This is a genomic window from Amycolatopsis echigonensis, from assembly GCF_002846615.1.
GTDB classification, from domain to species: Bacteria; Actinomycetota; Actinomycetes; order Mycobacteriales; family Pseudonocardiaceae; genus Amycolatopsis; species Amycolatopsis echigonensis.
Window position 1 is genome coordinate 548,509 of the sequence record NZ_PJMY01000002.1, and the last position, 16,815, is coordinate 565,323.

12 protein-coding genes are annotated in these 16,815 nt (G+C 70.3%); 8 read left to right on the forward strand and 4 right to left on the reverse strand.

Annotated elements, in window-relative coordinates; all coding sequences use genetic code 11:
* Positions 1 to 11: 11 nt before the first annotated feature.
* The 3 genes from ATK30_RS04265 to ATK30_RS04275 all read right to left on the reverse strand — a co-directional run bounded on the left by ATK30_RS04265 (position 12) and on the right by ATK30_RS04275 (position 4,782).
* On the reverse strand, positions 12 to 479 hold the full coding sequence (locus tag ATK30_RS04265; protein WP_101434378.1) for a CBS domain-containing protein: 468 nt from the start codon (positions 477 to 479) through the stop codon (positions 12 to 14).
* Entirely contained in the window at positions 476 to 1,486 is a 1,011-nt protein-coding gene (gene gap / locus ATK30_RS04270; protein WP_101434379.1) for a type I glyceraldehyde-3-phosphate dehydrogenase, read from the reverse strand. Before gap ends, ATK30_RS04265 begins: the two co-directional genes overlap by 4 nt.
* A gap of 101 nt (positions 1,487 to 1,587) precedes the next feature.
* Positions 1,588 to 4,782: a BTAD domain-containing putative transcriptional regulator gene (locus ATK30_RS04275; RefSeq protein WP_101434380.1), complete on the reverse strand. Its 3,195-nt coding sequence runs from the start codon at positions 4,780 to 4,782 to the stop codon at positions 1,588 to 1,590.
* Between the two features lie 207 nt (positions 4,783 to 4,989).
* On the opposite strand from ATK30_RS04275, the gene ATK30_RS04280 reads away from it, so the two are divergent.
* Genes ATK30_RS04280 through ATK30_RS04315 form a run of 8 tightly spaced genes read left to right on the forward strand, consistent with a single transcriptional unit; the run spans position 4,990 to position 16,432 of the window.
* Positions 4,990 to 5,820, forward strand: coding sequence for a hypothetical protein (locus tag ATK30_RS04280; protein WP_101434381.1), 831 nt, complete (start codon positions 4,990 to 4,992; stop codon positions 5,818 to 5,820).
* A 20-nt stretch (positions 5,821 to 5,840) separates the two neighbouring features.
* On the forward strand, positions 5,841 to 6,623 hold the full coding sequence (locus ATK30_RS04285) for a succinate dehydrogenase/fumarate reductase iron-sulfur subunit (RefSeq protein ID WP_101434382.1): 783 nt from the start codon (positions 5,841 to 5,843) through the stop codon (positions 6,621 to 6,623).
* Between the two features lie 13 nt (positions 6,624 to 6,636).
* On the forward strand, positions 6,637 to 9,420 hold the full coding sequence (gene acnA / locus ATK30_RS04290) for an aconitate hydratase (RefSeq protein ID WP_101434383.1): 2,784 nt from the start codon (positions 6,637 to 6,639) through the stop codon (positions 9,418 to 9,420).
* Positions 9,421 to 9,454: 34 nt separating this feature from the next.
* Entirely contained in the window at positions 9,455 to 13,096 is a 3,642-nt protein-coding gene (locus tag ATK30_RS04295) for a nitrate reductase subunit alpha (RefSeq protein WP_244194498.1), read from the forward strand.
* Positions 13,096 to 14,700 (forward strand): nitrate reductase subunit beta, encoded by a 1,605-nt coding sequence (narH, locus tag ATK30_RS04300; protein ID WP_101434385.1) that lies wholly within the window; start codon positions 13,096 to 13,098, stop codon positions 14,698 to 14,700. Before ATK30_RS04295 ends, narH begins: the two co-directional genes overlap by 1 nt.
* Positions 14,697 to 15,350 carry a nitrate reductase molybdenum cofactor assembly chaperone gene (gene narJ, locus ATK30_RS04305; RefSeq protein WP_101434386.1) on the forward strand — a complete coding sequence of 218 codons (654 nt, stop codon included), beginning with the start codon at positions 14,697 to 14,699 and terminating at the stop codon, positions 15,348 to 15,350. The genes narH and narJ overlap by 4 nt, the downstream gene beginning before the upstream one ends.
* A complete protein-coding gene (gene narI, locus ATK30_RS04310; RefSeq protein ID WP_101434387.1) occupies positions 15,347 to 16,090 on the forward strand; it encodes a respiratory nitrate reductase subunit gamma in 744 nt (247 codons plus the stop codon). The genes narJ and narI overlap by 4 nt, the downstream gene beginning before the upstream one ends.
* A gap of 15 nt (positions 16,091 to 16,105) precedes the next feature.
* Entirely contained in the window at positions 16,106 to 16,432 is a 327-nt protein-coding gene (locus tag ATK30_RS04315; RefSeq protein WP_101434388.1) for a cupin domain-containing protein, read from the forward strand.
* Positions 16,433 to 16,471: 39 nt separating this feature from the next.
* Here the strand turns inward: ATK30_RS04315 and ATK30_RS04320 are convergent, their stop codons facing one another.
* Positions 16,472 to 16,756 (reverse strand): hypothetical protein, encoded by a 285-nt coding sequence (locus ATK30_RS04320; protein WP_101434389.1) that lies wholly within the window; start codon positions 16,754 to 16,756, stop codon positions 16,472 to 16,474.
* Between the last annotated feature and the right edge of the window lie 59 nt (positions 16,757 to 16,815).

Consider the following 16,815-nt stretch of genomic DNA (forward strand, 5'->3'; position numbering starts at 1 on the left):
CGTGTCTGGGTTCAGCTGCCGGGGTCGGGGTCCTGCAGCACGAACTGGTCGGCGCCGGCCTGACATTTCGGGCACGACGTCGGGGCCTGACTGCCGCGCACAGCCTCACCGCAGACCTGGCACACCCATTCGGTGGCCAGCAGCGCGACCACGTCGGAGCGGCTCACGATGCCCACCAGCCGTGCTCCGGCCAGCACCGGAACCCGGTGGATACGCCGTTCGACCAGCAGGTGGCGCACCTCGTCGACGTCGGTGTCTTCGGTGACGCTGATGACCGCGGTCGACATCACCTCGCCCGCGGTGCCACCGGAGCGGGCCAGCAGGTCGTACTCGCTGACCAGACCGACGACCGCGCCATCGGGGTCGACGACGGGCACACCGCTGATCCGATGCTCCCGCAGTACCGCGGCCACCGTGGCCGGCGTCGCGTCGGCCGGCACGGTCACCACCGGCGCGGTCATGATCTCCTTGACCCTCACCAGGATCCCTCCGCGATGCCCAGCACGGCCAGCGCCTCGCGCACCATCTGGTGGGTGAAGCCCCACTCGTTGTCATACCAGCTCATGATCTTGATCAGAGTGCCGTCCACCACCCGGGTCATCGCCGCGTCGATCACCGAGGCGCGCGGGTCACCGACGATGTCGGTCGACACGATCGGGTCCTCGGCGACCCCGACGATGTCCCGGTAGCGGTCGGTCGTGGCCTCGGCGCGGAAGATGTCGTTGACCTCGGCCACGGTGGTGGGCCGGGTGGTCACCGCCGTGATGTCGGCAATCGAGCCGACCGGCAGCGGCACCCGCAGCGCCACCCCGTCGAATCGGCCGGCCAGCTCGGGCAGCGCCCGCGTGGTGGCCAGTGCGGCCCCGGTCGAGGCGGGCAGCATGTTCACCGCCCCGGCCCGGCCGCGCCGGACATCCGTGCTGGGGCCGTCGATCAACTGCTGGGTGGAGGTGTAGGCGTGCACCGTGGTCATCACCGCCCGGGCCACGCCGACCCGGCGATCCAGGATCTCCACCACGGGGGTGATGCAGTTGGTGGTGCAACTGGCGCACGAGATGATCCGCTGATCCGCGGCCGCCCGGTTGGTGCCGTGCACCACGGTGGCGACGGTCTCGGTGCGGGCAGGCGCCGACAGGATCACAAACCCGGCCCCGGCCGTCAGGTGCCCGGCCAGTTCGGGTTCGTGCCGGAACACGCCGGTGCACTCGAACACCAGGTCCACGCCCAGCTCGCGCCACGGCAACTCGGCGGGGGTGCGCCGCGCGGACACCGGGATCCGGTGCCCGTCGACGACCAGGGCGTCACCGTCCACGCTCACCGGCCGGGGGTAGCGGCCATAGACACTGTCGTAGCGCAGCAGGTAGGCGAGGTTGTCGATCGAGACGAGGTCATTGACCGCCGCGACCTGCACGCCCTCGGTGGTCAGTAACACTTTCAGTGTGGCCCGGCCGATCCGGCCCAGGCCGTTGATCGCCACCGTCGCCATCGCACACCGCCTCCCAGACACGTGCCGCTCGGGATGGGTTCCGGTCATGAGCGTGGTCGGGTCGGCTTGCGATTTGCCTGCGATGACGATGTGCGATGGGTTTATCCGGCGAGTGCGGCCAGCTGCGGCACCAGCGCCTGGTAGCCGGCCTCACGCACCGCGGCCAGCGCCGCCCCAGCCACGGCGCGGGCACCTGGGGCGCCGCGGGCGTGCAGCAGTTCGGCCTGCGCCCACCGGGCTTCGTGCCGGGCCAGCGGAACACCCTGACGCAGCGCCGTGTCGATGAGCGGCTCCGCCTCGGCGAGCCGTCCCTGGCCGACCAGCACCAGGCCCAGCCGGGCCGATGCCCAGCCCGCGAACAACGGAATCTCCCGGCCCGCGTCCAGGCACTCGCGGAAGGCGGCTTCGGCGCCGTCCAGGTCGCCGGCGCACTGCCGGGCGATCCCCTGCGCCCGCAGCGCCGCCGCGGTCCACTCGGTGTGCTCGATGCGCCGGGCGATGGCCAGCGCGGCCCTGGCCGCGTCCTCGGCCTCGTCGTGGCGGCCGAGGGTCGAGAGGGCTTCGCTGCGATGCCACAGGCAGGAGGCGTGCATCTCCGGAAGGTCGGCGGCGCGGGCCCAGGCCCACGCCGCGTCGATCTCGGTCAGGCCAGCGGCCGGCTCGCCGAGCAGCACCAGGGCGTGCCCGCGGGTGGCGCGCGGATTCCACAGCAGCAGCGTCTCGGGTGAGGTCGTGGGCAGCCGGGACAGATCGTCCAGCCGGGTAGCGGCCTCGCCGAGCCGGCCGGCCAGCAGTGCGGCCATCGCCTGCCAGTGCAGCAGCCGCGCGGCACCCTCCGGGTCCCCGGCCCGCCGCACCAGCCGCTGTGCCCGCCGGAAGCACCGCCGGGCCCCGTCGAGCCGGGCCAGCCACAGGTCGACCAGCGCCCGCGCGGCCAGCGCCTGGACACGGGCCGCCGGATCGTCCCCGGCGTCGGCGATCGCCAGTTCGGCCAGCTCCGCGCCCCGGAACGCGCTGGCGGACCGCGTCTCCAGGAGGGCCCGCTGGGCCAGCACGCGGGAGCGCTCCGCCCCGGACGGGGCGTCGGCCAGCGCCACGTCCAGGTCGGCGCGCGCGTCCGGGAGTTGGCCGCACCGCCGGTGCGCCTCACCCCGGATGCGCCACAGCGCGGCCCGGGTGTGGCCGGGCGTCGCCGCCGTCAGGCCCGCCCGGGTCAGGCGCAGGGCTTCCCGGTCGGCGATCCGGTTCAGCCGGACCCGCGCGGCGTCGGCGAACGCAACAGCCGCCGCGGGGTGGTCGCCACCCGCCGTCAGATGGGCGGCGACCTCAGCGAGGTCCGCGTCGTGCTCGCGCAGGGCCTCGGCGAGCATCAGGTGATGCCGCAGCCGGCCCGCGGGATCGAGGTCGGCGGTCACGATGTCGCCGATGGTGCTCGTGGCAGGTGCCCAGCCGTCGTCGTCACCCACTACCAGGCCAGCGCTGGCCAGAGTGGTCAGCGCGTCCAGGGCGGCCGGCAGGTCCAGCCGGGCGGCGGTGGCCACCACGCTGGCAGGGGCGGGACGGCCCAGCAGCGCGAGCAGCGCCAGCGCCTCCCGGCTCGACGTGGGCAGCGACGCCACCCTGGCCCGCAGCAGCGGTCGTCCCCCGGCGGTCACCAGCGCCCGAACTCGGGACCGCGCGCCGCGGTCGCGTAGTCGCCATCGGCCGCGCGGATCGCGTTCGATCAGGTGTTCCGCGGCCAGCGCCTCCAGCACCTGGATGACGGTCGCGGGCGTGCGGTCGCTGCGCTCGGCAACGACCGCACGCAGAATCGGGCCCATGATCATGGACAGGTCGGTGGCCGACCACGGGGCGAGGTCCACCCTGCGAATCAGTCCGGGATCGGCGCCGGCCAGCGCCTCGGCCGGATCAGGACTCCCGGGCGGTCGCGACGTCGGACAGGTAGCGATCACCTGGAGGCCCGGCACACGCTGGCGCAGCACCCGCAGCAGGGCCAGGCTGCTGTCGTCGGCCCACTGCAGGTCGTCAATCGCGAGCAGGCAGCGAGGCCGGGCCTGGCCTCGGACCGCGCGCAGGACGGTCCGCACCACCCGTGGGATCTCGGTGTCCAGCGGACTCCCGTCCTGCGACGCCTCGGCGGGGCGGGGCGCCGGGACCAGGTGGCGATGCTCGCCGCGCGCGGCCGGGTAGGTCTGTAGGGTCCGGAGCAGGTCGGCGGCCAGTGCGCCGGGGGCGTCCCGGAGATCCCGATGCGTGTGCAGCGTCACGACCGGCATGGCGACCTGATCGGCGAGTTCGGCGAGCAGCCGGGATTTCCCGCAGCCCTGCGTGCCGTGCACCAGCACCACCCGCGTCTGCCGATCGGCCAGCAGCCCGGCGATCCGCGCCAGCACCTGGTCCCGCCCCACGAACGGCATGATCAGCGCCGGCGGCTGCTCGGCGGTGACCTCCACCAGTTGGCTCCCCGCTGGACTGCCCGGGCGGATCTCGTCGCACAGCACCTGCTGCCGGAGCCGCAGCGCGTCCGTGGAGGGGTCGATGCCCAGTTCGTCGGCCAGCCGCCGCCCGAACGCGTCGAAGGCCGCCAGCGCGGCGGCCCGGTCCCCGCTGACCGCCAGCGACCGGACCAGCAGCAATGCCGCGGCCTCGCGCAGAGGATGCTCGTCGGCGGCCGTCTGTGCCCAGGTCAGCGCTCCGGTGGTGTCGCCGACCGCCAGCGCGGCGCTGGCCGCGCCCTCCAGCGCGTCGAGGTGGGCGCGCAGCAGGTGGTGGCGGTGCTCGACGGCCCAGTCGGCGTAGGCGTCCTCGGCCAGCGGCTCACCCTGCCACAACGACAGGGCCGCCCGGAACGCGGTCAGGGCGGCGTCCGGGTCGTGGGTCAGTTCGGCCTGTCCCCGGCCGACGGCGGTCAGGAACGCCTCGATGTCCACCCAGCAGCGGTCGTCTCCGACCAGGGTGTAGCCGCCGGAACCGGTCTGGATCAGCGACCGGTCACCCAGCGCGCGGCGGATGCGGCTGATGAGGATCTCGACGTTGCCGCCAGCGTCGACCGGCGGGTGTGTATGCCACAGTGCCTCGATCGCGACGTCCTTGGACAGCAGCGTCCCCCGAGCCAGGGTGAGCATCCGCAGCAGTTGGCGCGCCAGTCGGCCACCGAACACCCGGTCGGGTTGCTCCCGGCCGTCCCGCCGGACGGTAAACCGGCCCAGCATCTGAATGCTGACCCGCGGGCCGGGCCGCTCGTCCGCCGGGTTGGGTTGACTGTTCGGTTGGGTCTGCTGACGTGACAGGCTCATCGATGGACACCGCCGGTCTCTCGTGGCTTCGGTAGCCGCTGTTCACCATCCCGGCGCGGCCGATCGCAGGCAATCTGCAAGCACCGTCTCCCACTGTGACTGTAGCCACCGGGACCACATGGGAACCGGGGTCTTTGGTCCCCGGATCAACGTCCTCTGACCAGGTGACACGGGTGATACGACGGCGGTAGGTGAGGAGGTGGGCCGATGGTGCACACGCGCACCCCGGCCGGACCGGGTAGGACCGGAACCCGCGCGCCGGGGCGGGCGCCGATCACGACCCGGACGCTGCGGATCGACCGGTGGTGGGCCTACCCGGCCTCGACGTTCACGGTCCTGCTGGCGTTCATCGTGTACTCCACCTACGCGGCGGTGGCCAACCGGGACTACTACGCCGACCCCTATCTGTCGCCGTTCTACTCGCCGTGCCTGTCCTGGCACTGCGGCGCCGTCCCGGGCTCGCAGGGCGCGCCCCACCTGGGCTGGTTCGGCACCTGGTGGATCGTCACCCCGGCGGTGATCGTGCTGATCTTCCCGCTGGGATTCCGGTTGACCTGCTACTACTACCGCAAGGCGTACTACCGGGCGTTCTGGCTGGCGCCCCCGGCCTGCGCGGTACCCGAGCCACACCGCCGCTACACCGGCGAGACCCGCTTCCCGCTGATCCTGCAGAACGTGCACCGCTACTTCTTCTACGCCGCGATGGTGTTCAACGTGATCCTCACCTGGGACGCGGTGATCGCGTTCAACTTCGACGGGCACCTCGGCATCGGCGTGGGCACCGTGGTGCTGGTGATCAACGCGGTGCTGCTGTGGCTGTACACGCTGTCCTGCCACGCCTGCCGGCACGTCGTGGGCGGGCGGATCAACCACTTCTCCCGCCACCCGATCCGCTACCGACTCTGGACCGCCGTGTCGAAGATCAACCCGATCCACGGCCGGTTCGCCTGGGCGTCACTGGTCTGGGTGGCGCTGACCGACCTGTACGTGCGGCTGGACGCGGCCGGTGTCCTGCATGATCCGCGCATCGTCGCCTGACCAGGGAAGGTACCGTGACCATGAGCTACCGGATGAGCCTGCGGATCTGGCGGGGCACCGCCGAGGGCGGCGGCCTGGTCGACTACCCGGTCACCGTGGCCGACGGCGAGGTCGTGCTCGACCTCGTGCACCGGGTGCAGGCCACCCAGGCCGGTGACCTGGCGGTGCGGTGGAACTGCAAGGCCGGCAAGTGCGGCTCGTGCAGCGCGGAGATCAACGGCCGTCCCCGGCTGATGTGCATGACCCGCATGTCCGCCCTGCCGAAAGACGCCATCACCATCACGCCGTTGCGGACGTTCCCGATCATCCGGGACCTGGTGTGCGATGTGTCGTTCAACTACCGCAAGGCCATGGAGATCCCGTCCTTCGCCCCACCGGCCGACCTCGCGCCCGGGGAGTACCGGATGCGGCAGGCCGACGTGACCCGAGCGCAGGAGTTCCGCAAGTGCATCGAGTGCTGGCTGTGCCAGACCGTCTGCCACGTCATCCGTGACCACGAGGACAACAAGCCCAGCTTCGCCGGGCCGCGGTTCTTCATCCGGCACGCCGAACTGGACATGCACCCACTGGACACCGTCGACCGGCGCGACCAGCTCCGTGAGGCCCACGGCCTCGGTCTGTGCAACATCACCAAATGCTGCACCGAGGTGTGCCCGGAGAGCATCCACATCACCGACAACGCGATCATCCCGATGAAGGAACGCGTCGTGGACCGCCGCTACGACCCGCTGCGCCGCCTCTTCCCACGCTGCCGGCGCAAACCCGGCGGCGACCCCGACGGCTCGGCACGCTCGGATATGTGAGCGGAGGATCACCATGTCCACCAACACTTTCGGCACCCGCGACACCCTCACCACGGGGGACGCGTCGTATGTGATCCATCGTCTCGACCGGCTCGACGGTGCCGAGCGCCTGCCGTTCGGGTTGAAGGTGCTGGCCGAGAACCTGCTCCGCCATGAGGACGGCCACGCCGTCACCGCCGAGCAGATCCGCGCGCTCGCCGCGTGGGACCCGGCCGCGGAGCCGGCGACCGAGGTCCAGTTCACCCCGGCGCGGGTGTTGATGCAGGACTTCACCGGCGTGCCGTGCATCGTCGATCTGGCCGCGATGCGCGAGGCCATGGTTGCCCTGGGTGGGGACCCGGCGGCGATCAACCCGCTGCGGCCGGTCGAGCTGGTGATCGACCACTCGGTGATCGCCGACTACGTCGCCCGCCCGGACGCGTTCGACCGCAACGTCGAGTTGGAGTACCAGCGCAACCGGGAGCGCTACCAGTTCCTGCGCTGGGGCCAGCAGGCGTTCGACAACCTGCGGGTGGTGCCGCCGAAGACCGGGATCGTGCACCAGGTCAACATCGAACATCTGGCCCGGGTGGTGTTCGCCGAGGACGGCCAGGCGTTCCCGGACACCCTCGTCGGCACCGACTCGCACACCACGATGGTGAACGGGCTGGGCGTGCTGGGCTGGGGGGTCGGCGGGATCGAGGCCGAGGCCGCCATGCTCGGCCAGCCGATGAGCATGCTGATCCCGCAGGTGATCGGGGTCCGGCTCACCGGCGAGCTACCGGAGGGTGCCACGGCCACCGATCTGGTGCTCACTATCGCCGAACTGCTCCGCGCGCACGGCGTGGTCGGCACGTTCGTGGAGTTCTGCGGCCCGAGCCTGGCTCAGGTGCCGTTGGCCAACCGGGCCACCATCGGCAACATGAGCCCGGAATACGGGTGCACCTGCGCGATCTTCCCGATCGACGCCGAGACCCTGGCCTATCTACGGCTCACCGGCCGCACCGACGAGCACGTCGCGCTGGTCGAGACGTACGCCAAGGAACAGGGACTGTGGCACGAACCGGACCACGAACCGGCCTACAGCCACGTCCTGGAACTCGACCTGGCCACCGTGGTGCCCTCGATCGCCGGGCCGAAACGCCCTCAGGACCGCATCCCGCTGGACCGGGCACCCCAGGCGTTCCGCGCGGCGGTGCGCGGGTACCTGCCGGCCGATCCGGCACCGGTCGGGTTGGACGAGAGCGGCGCGGAGTCCTTCCCCGCCTCCGACCCGATCGCGGTCACCGGCGACCGCCCCGGCGACCGGCCACGGGCTGTTCCCTCGGCGGCCGAGCCGGGGCGGCGGCCCAGTTCGAAGATGCCGGTCGCCCTGGACACCGGGGAGACCGTCGAGCTGGACCACGGGGCAGTGGTGATCGCCGCGATCACGAGCTGCACCAACACCTCCAATCCTCAGGTGATGCTCGGCGCCGGCTTGCTGGCGCGCAACGCCGCCGAGCGGGGCCTGCGCCCGAAACCGTGGGTGAAAACCAGTCTCGCGCCGGGTTCGAAGGTCGTCATGGACTACTTCGACCGGGCCGGCGTGCTGTCGGCGCTGCGTGAACTCGGATTCGATCTGGTCGGCTACGGCTGCACCACCTGCATCGGCAACTCCGGTCCGCTGCCCGAACCGGTGTCTCGCGCCATCAACGCCGGTGACCTCGCGGTGTGCTCGGTGCTGTCGGGCAACCGCAACTTCGAGGGCCGCATCCACCCGGAAACCAAACTCAACTATCTGGCCTCGCCGCCGCTGGTGGTCGCCTACGCGCTGGCCGGATCGATGGACGTCAATCTCGCCCAGGACCCGCTCGGCACCGGCACGGACGGGAAGCCGGTGTTCCTGCGCGACATCTGGCCCGACTCGGGAGAGATCGACCGGGCCGTTGCGGCCAGCCTGGACCCCCAGATGTACGTCCGCGACTACGCCGACGTGTTCACCGGCGACGAACGCTGGCAATCGCTGCCCGTCCCGGCCGGCGACACGTTCGCCTGGGATCCCGCCTCGACCTACGTGCGCCGGCCGCCGTTCTTCGAGAACTTGCCTGCCACCCCCGAGCCGCTGCGCGACATCGAAGGCGCCCGTGTGCTGGTACAGCTCGGCGACTCGGTCACCACCGACCACATCTCGCCGGCCGGGGCGATCAAGCGGGACGCGCCGGCCGGCGCCTACCTGCGCGAGCACGGGATCAGTCCACGCGAGTTCAACTCCTACGGCTCCCGGCGCGGCAATCACGAGGTGATGATCCGCGGCACCTTCGCCAACATCCGGCTGCGCAACCTGCTCGCCCCGGCCACCGAGGGCGGCATCACCCGCCACCTGCCGGACGGGGAACGGATGAGCATCTACGCCGCCGCCCAACGGTACGCCGCCGAGGGCGTGCCGCTGCTGGTCATCGCCGGCAAGGAATACGGGTCCGGGTCGTCGCGGGACTGGGCCGCCAAGGGCACCGCCCTGCTCGGCGTGCGCGCGGTGCTCGCGGAGTCGTACGAGCGGATCCACCGTTCCAACTTGATCGGCATGGGCGTGCTGCCCCTGCAGTTCCCGCCCGGGCAGAACGCCACCACACTCGGCCTGTCCGGCGAGGAGGTGTACGCCATTCACGGCCTGGCCGGCGACGGCGAGCTACCCGAGTGGGTCCGGGTCATCGCCACCCCGGCGGACGGCACCAGCCGGGAATTCGATGCCGACGTCCGGATCGACACGCCCAGTGAAGCGGACTACTACCGCCACGGAGGGATCCTGTCCTATGTGCTCCGCCGAATCGCCGCACACTAGCCAACCGTCCACACAGGACGCTGTTGACGCGCTGATGCGCGCCGCCCAGTGGTTCTTCCCGGGTGAGCAGTCAGCGGACCGGCGCGTGCTGTACCGGGAAGGCGGCCGGGGCGCGGACGAGTTCTACCGGGAGCGGTGGCGCCACGACCGGGAGGTCCGCTCCACCCACGGGGTCAACTGCACCGGCTCGTGCTCGTGGAAGGTGTACGTCAAGGACGGCATCATTACCTGGGAGACCCAGGCCACCGACTATCCCTCGGTGGGTCCGGATTCTCCGGAGTACGAACCGCGCGGCTGTCCGCGCGGGGCGTCATTCTCCTGGTACACCTACTCGCCGACCCGGATCCGCTATCCCTACGTGCGGGGGCCGCTGCTGGAGCTGTGGCGGGCGGCGCGGGCCCAGCACGTCGACCCGGTGCAGGCGTGGGCATCGATCGTGGCCGCCCCAGATGCCACCCGCGCCTACAAGCAAGCCCGGGGCAAGGGCGGGTTCGTGCGGTCCACCTGGGGCGAGGTGATCGAGCTGATCGCCGCGGCGCAGGTGCACACGATCCAACGCTATGGCCCGGACCGGATCATCGGGTTTTCACCGATTCCGGCGATGTCGATGACGTCCTACGCGGCGGGCACCCGCTACCTGTCGATGATCGGCGCCACAATCTCCTCGTTCTACGACTGGTACGCCGACCTGCCAGTCGCCTCCCCGCAGGTGTTCGGCGACCAGACCGACGTGCCCGAGTCTGGCGACTGGTGGAACGCGGGCTATTTGATCGTGTGGGGCACGAACCTTCCCATCACCCGCACGCCGGACGCGCATTTCATGACCGAGGCCCGCTACCGCGGACAAAAGGTCGTGGTGGTGTCGCCGGATTTCTCCGACCACACCAAGTTCGCCGACGAATGGCTGGCCGCCGCCCCCGGCACCGACGGTGCGCTCGCGATGGCCATGGGCCACGTCATCCTCACCGAGTTCTACGCCAAGCGGCAGGTGCCGCGATTCCTCGACTACGCCCGCGCGTTCACCGATCTGCCGTTCCTGGTCACTCTGGCCGAACATCACGGCGGCCTTGTCCCGGGCCGATTCCTGACCGCCGCCGACCTCGGCGGCGGCGCCGGCACCGAGAACGCTGCGTTCAAAACCGTGCTGCTCGACGACGCCACCGGAGCGTCGGTCGTGCCCAACGGATCGGTCGGTTTCCGCTGGGCGGCCGAGCCAGGCGAGTGGAACCTCAATCTGGACACCGATCCGGCCCTGACGCTGCACGGCCGTCCCGGCGCCGAGTCCGTCGCGGTGGATCTGCCTCGCTTCGACTGCGGGAACGGCGAAGCCGGTGCGGTCCTGCGACGGGGCGTCCCCGCGATTCGTGTTGACGGCCATCTGGTCACCACGGTGTTCGACCTTGTGATGGCCCAGTACGGCGTGGCGCGCGACGGACTGCCCGGAGAATGGCCAACCGGCTACGACGACGCCGAGCAGCCCTACACGCCCGCCTGGCAGGAGGCGATCACCTCGGTTCCGGCGGCGGCGTGCACCCGGGTCGCGCGGGAGTTCGCCCGCAACGCCGAACGCACCGGCGGCCGGTCTATGATCGCGATGGGCGCGGGCACCAACCACTGGTTCCACTCCGACCAGATCTATCGCACCTTCCTGTCGCTGCTGCAACTGTGCGGCTGCCAGGGCGTCAACGGCGGCGGCTGGGCCCATTACGTCGGCCAGGAGAAGGTACGGCCCTTGACCGGCTGGTTCCACCTGGCATTCGGCCTGGACTGGCAGCGCCCGACCCGGCACATGGTCGGCACCCCGCTGTTCTGGCTCGCCACCGACCAATGGCGCTACGAAGCCTTCGGCGCCGACGTACTGGCCAGCCCGCTCGGCTCGGGCCGGATGGCCGGGCGCACCCTGCCCGATTGCAACGCACTGGCCGCCCGGCTGGGCTGGATGCCTTCCCACCCGGCGTTCAACCGCAACCCGCTGGACCTGTGCGACGAAGCCGACCACGCCGGCAAGGAAGTGCCGGACCACGTCGTTGAGCAACTGAAATCCGGCGCGTTGTCCTTCGCCGCCGAGGACCCGGACGATCCGGCGAACTTCCCGCGGGTGCTGATGGTGTGGCGGGCGAACCTGTTCGCCTCGTCGATGAAGGGCCACGAATACCTGCTGCGGCACCTGCTGGGCACCGACGATGCCGTCACTGCAACGGAAACCCCACCCGAACTGCGCCCGACCGAGGTGCGGTGGCGGGACGAGGCCCCGGTCGGCAAGCTGGACCTGTCCGTCGCGGTCGACTTCCGGATGACCAGCACGTGCCTGTTCTCCGACGTGGTCCTTCCGGCCGCGACCTGGTACGAGAAATACGACCTGTCCTCGACGGACATGCATCCCTTCGTGCACGCCTTCAGCCCGGCGATCGCTCCGCCGTGGCAGGCCCGCACGGACTTCGACCTGTTCCACACCCTCGCCGCCGAGTTCTCCCGGCAGGCCGCGACACACCTCGGCGTGCGCCGCGACGTGATCGCCGCACCGCTGGCCCACGACACCCCGGACGAACTGGCCCAGCCGCACGGCCTCGTCCGGGACTGGAAGGCCGGAGACTGCGAGCCGGTTCCCGGCAAGACCATGCCGAAACTGATCGTGGTCGAACGCGACTACGCGGCGGTGGCCGAGAAGATGGCCGCGATCGGGCCGCTGCTGGACACGGCGGGAACCACCACCAAGGGCATCACCTGGGTCCCGGATGCGGAGATCGACTACTTGCGCCGGCGCAACGGCACCGTCCGCGGCGGCATCGCCGACGGCCGCCCCTCGATCGCCCGGGACGACCAGTTCTGCGAGGCCATCCTCGCGCTGTCCGGCACCACCAACGGCAGGCTCGCCGAAGCCGGATTCCGCGTGCTGGAACAACAAACCGGGGTCGCGCTGGCCGATCTGGCCGGGGAGCGGGCCGGGGATCGGATCACCTTCGCCGACACGCAGACCCAGCCCCGCGCGGTGATCACCTCACCGGAGTGGTCGGGCAGCGAAACCGGCGGGCGCCGCTACTCGCCGTTCACGGTCAACGTCGAGCGGCGCAAACCCTGGCACACGCTGACCGGGCGGCAGCATTTCTTCCTCGACCACGAGTGGATGGCCGAGTTCGGCGAGCAGCTGCCGACCTATCGGCCGCCGCTGAACGTGCTGGCCCACTTCGGTGATCCCTCCCGGTCCGACCCGGGGCGCCCGGAGATCGTGGTGCGCTATCTGACCCCGCACTCGAAATGGTCCATCCACTCCGAATATCAGGAGAACCTGCACATGCTCACGTTGTTCCGTGGTGGGCCGGTGATCTGGATGAGCCCGGCCGACGCGGACAAGATCGGCGTGGCTGACAACGACTGGATCGAGGCGTACAACCGCAACGGCGTTGTTGCCTGCCGCGCGGTGGTCACCCACCGGATGCCCGAAGGCACGGTGTACATGTACCACACGATGGACCGGCACCTGAACGTGCCGAAAACCGAGGTCTCCGGCCGGCACGGCGGAGGCGACAACTCGCTCACGAGATTGCTGATCAAACCCACGCACCTGATCGGCGGCTACGCCCAGTTCACTTACGGTTTCAACTACATCGGTCCGACCGGCAACCAGCGCGACGAGATCACCGTCATCCGGCGTCGTGCCCAGGAGGTGGAGTTCTGATGCGCGTCATGGCGCAGGTCGCGATGGTGATGAACCTGGACAAGTGCATCGGCTGCCACACCTGCTCGGTCACCTGCAAGCAAACGTGGACCAACCGGCCGGGCAGCGAGTACATCTGGTTCAACAACGTGGAAACCAAGCCCGGCACCGGCTACCCGCGCCGCTACGAGGACCAGAACCGGTTCAAAGGTGGCTGGGCCCTCAACCGGCGCGGCAAGCTGAAACTCAAGGCGGGCGGGCGGCTGCGCAAGCTGCTGTCCATTTTCTACAACCCGGAACTGCCGTCGCTGGACGACTTCTACGAGCCGTTCACCTACGACTACGAGCACCTGACCACCGCGCCGCTGTCGGACTCCTTCCCCAGCGCCCGCCCCAAATCCCAGCTGACCGGGCGGAACATGTCCCCGTCGGCCGGGCCGAACTGGGACGACGACCTCGCGGGCTCCGGCACCTACGCCGCCGCCGACCCGAACCTCGACGGTCTGGCCGAACAGGTACAGCTCGAGTTCGAGCACGCGTTCCACTTCTACCTGCCCCGCATCTGCGAACACTGCCTCAACCCATCGTGCGTGGCGTCGTGTCCCTCGGGCGCGATGTACAAACGGGTCGAGGACGGCATCGTGCTCGTCGACCAGGACCGCTGCCGCGGCTGGCGGTTCTGCGTCTCCGGTTGCCCGTACAAGAAGGTGTACTTCAACCACCGCACCGGCAAAGCCGAGAAATGCACCTTCTGCTACCCGCGCATCGAGAGCGGCCAACCCACCATCTGCTCGGAAACCTGCGTCGGTCGGCTGCGGCACCTCGGCGTGATGCTCTACGACGCGGACGCCGTGCTTGCCGCCGCGTCCACCAAGGACGACAAGGAGCTGTACGAGGCCCAGTTGTCGGTGTTCCTCGACCCGCACGACCCGGATGTGATCGCCGGGGCCGAACGGGACGGCATCGCGCACGACTGGATCCAAGCGGCGCAACGCTCCCCGGTGTACGCACTGATCGCCACGCATCGGGTCGCGCTGCCGCTGCATCCGGAGTATCGGACGATGCCGATGGTCTGGTACGTCCCGCCGCTGTCCCCGATCACCGACGCCGTGCACGCCACCGGTCACCACGACGACAACCCCGACCAGGTCTTCGCCGCCATCGAATCCCTGCGCATCCCGCTGGGCTACCTGGCCAACCTGTTCACCGCCGGCGATACCTGGCCGGTGGAGCGGGCACTGCGGCGACTGACCGTGCTGCGCACCCACATGCGCGCCCAGCAACTCGGCGACCCCGTCGATGCCGACCTGCTGGCGTCGGTGAGCATGACGGCCGAGGAGGTCGAGGATCTGTACCGCATCCTGGCCATCGCCAAGTACGACGAACGCTACGTCATCCCGAAGGTGCACGCGGAGGACACCGGCCGGTTGCAAGCACAGCACTGTGCCGTCGGCTACCCGGGCGGCGTCGCCGACCTCGGCGCGCACACCGAAGACACCCTCGCCGCAACGGGGGGCGGCGGCAGCCAGTTCCGTGACGACGACGGGCGGACGCGGTTCAACCTGCTGGGCTGGAACGGCTCCGGCCGCCCGGCACACCTGTTCGGCGAAGGCGGTGGCCGATGATCCGCCGGACCCGACGCGCCACGCCGCATCCCGCAGATACCCCGCTGCTCTGCAAGATCACCTCGATCCTGTTGCAGTACCCCGACAACCGCGTCCTGGCCCACCTCACCCAGGTGACCGCGGTCTTCCCGGCGATCACGGACACCGTCGCGCGAGACTCGCTGGGCGGGTTCACCGACTGGTTGGCGGGCCGGACACCCACCGAAGCCGCCCAGCACTACGTGGTGACCTTCGACCACACCCGCCGCCGCGGCCTGTACCTGACCTACTACCGGCACGGCGACACCCGCGCTCGAGGCATGGCCCTGCTCGCGCTCAAACACACCTACCGCCAAGCCGGCTACCCCGCGCCCGAGGACGAGCTGCCCGACTTCCTGCCCTTGATGCTGGAATTCGCGGCAGCCGCCCCCGAACCCGGGCAGCGCCTGCTGATCCAGTGCCAGGCCGGGCTGGAACTGCTCACCGAGGCCGTCCGCGAGGCCCACAGCCCCTACGCCGAGTTGCTCGACGTGATCCGCGCCTGCCTGCCGGACCTTCCGAAACGGCACCGCGACGAGCTGCGCGCCCTCGCCGAAGCCGGACCACCGATCGAGCAGGTGGGCCTGGAACCCTTCGCCCCGCCCGACTACGTCACGGGAGGACACCGATGACCGCCTGGGACCTGTGGTGGTGGGTGATCCTGCCCTACCTCGCCCTCGTCACCTTCGTCGTCGGCCACATCTGGCGGTGGCGCTACGACCAGTTCGGCTGGACCAGCCGCTCCACCCAGCTCCAGGAACGCGTCCTGCTGAAATTGGGCAGCCCGCTGTTCCACTACGGCACGTTCGCCGCGATCGCCGGCCACGTCATCGGCATCCTGATCCCGGAGTCGTTCACCCGCTGGCTGGGCATCCCAGAGAACGTGTACCGGTGGTTCTCTTCGATCGCCGGGACCCTCGCCGCGCTCGGCGTGACCATCGGTGTGGCCATGCTCGCCTACCGCCGCATGTCGATTCCACGCGTGCGGGCCACCACCAGCCCGGTCGACTGGGTCGCGCTGATTCTGCTCGCCATCGTGATCGTGCTCGGCATCATCCCCACCGTGGGCGTCAACCTGCTCGGCGGCGGCTACGACTACAGGGAGAGCGTGGCGCTGTGGTTCCGCGGCCTGTTCGCCGGCAACCCGGACGTGGCCGCCATCGCGCACGCCCCGTTGATCTACCAGATCCACGCCACCGCCGCCTGGGCCATCCTGGCCATCTGGCCGTTCACCCGGCTCGTGCACGCCTGGAGCTACCCGCTGTGGTACCTGTGGCGGCCGTTCATCGTCTACCGCGGCCGAACCCCGGCCCACCCGACCGAACCTGGCACCAGCGGCCGCCGTTGGCGCCGCATCGGCGTCCCCTACTGATCGAGAGGGCAGACCATGCGGAAGTTCTCTCTGGACGCCCTGGCCCGGGAACACCTCGACCGGGCGACGAGCGGTTCAACCGGCCGCAGCGCCACCACCGTCTACGGCGGACACGAACAGGTGCTGCGCCAGACCCTGGTCGCGCTGCGCGCCGGAACTTCGCTGACCGAACACGACAGCCCGGGCGAGGCCACGCTGATCGTGCTGCGTGGCCGGGTACGGCTGCACGCGGGCGAGGACACCTGGGAGGGACGTGCCGGCGACCTCCTGCTCATCCCACCAGCGAGGCACGGCCTGGTGGCGGTCGAGGACAGCGTCGCCCTGCTCACCGTCGCCAAATAGTCCAGCCCGCCAGTCGAGTCGGTCATAGCGCCACGGCGCTCACCGAGGCTGGTGGGTCAACACGAGGCAGGCACCGCGCGCCAACTCGCCGATCGGATCGTCGGCGACCACCGCGATCCCGCCGTCAGTCAACGCGGCGACGATCCGCGTCGCGGCGTTGCGTCGCCCGGCCGCACTGGCCACCGCAGTCAAGGTGATCGAGGTCCGGTCCGCCTCCCGGCTGATCTGGTAGACGGATGGGCGAATGCGCCGCAGCGCCCGCACCACGATCTCGACCTGCACCGTGGCGGCCATCGGCATGTCGTCGTCCTCCGTTGTCGCCATTGCGTCGTTCCCTTCCGGCAGGGCTCCCGCCCGCGCTCCATTTTAACTAGCTATGGTTG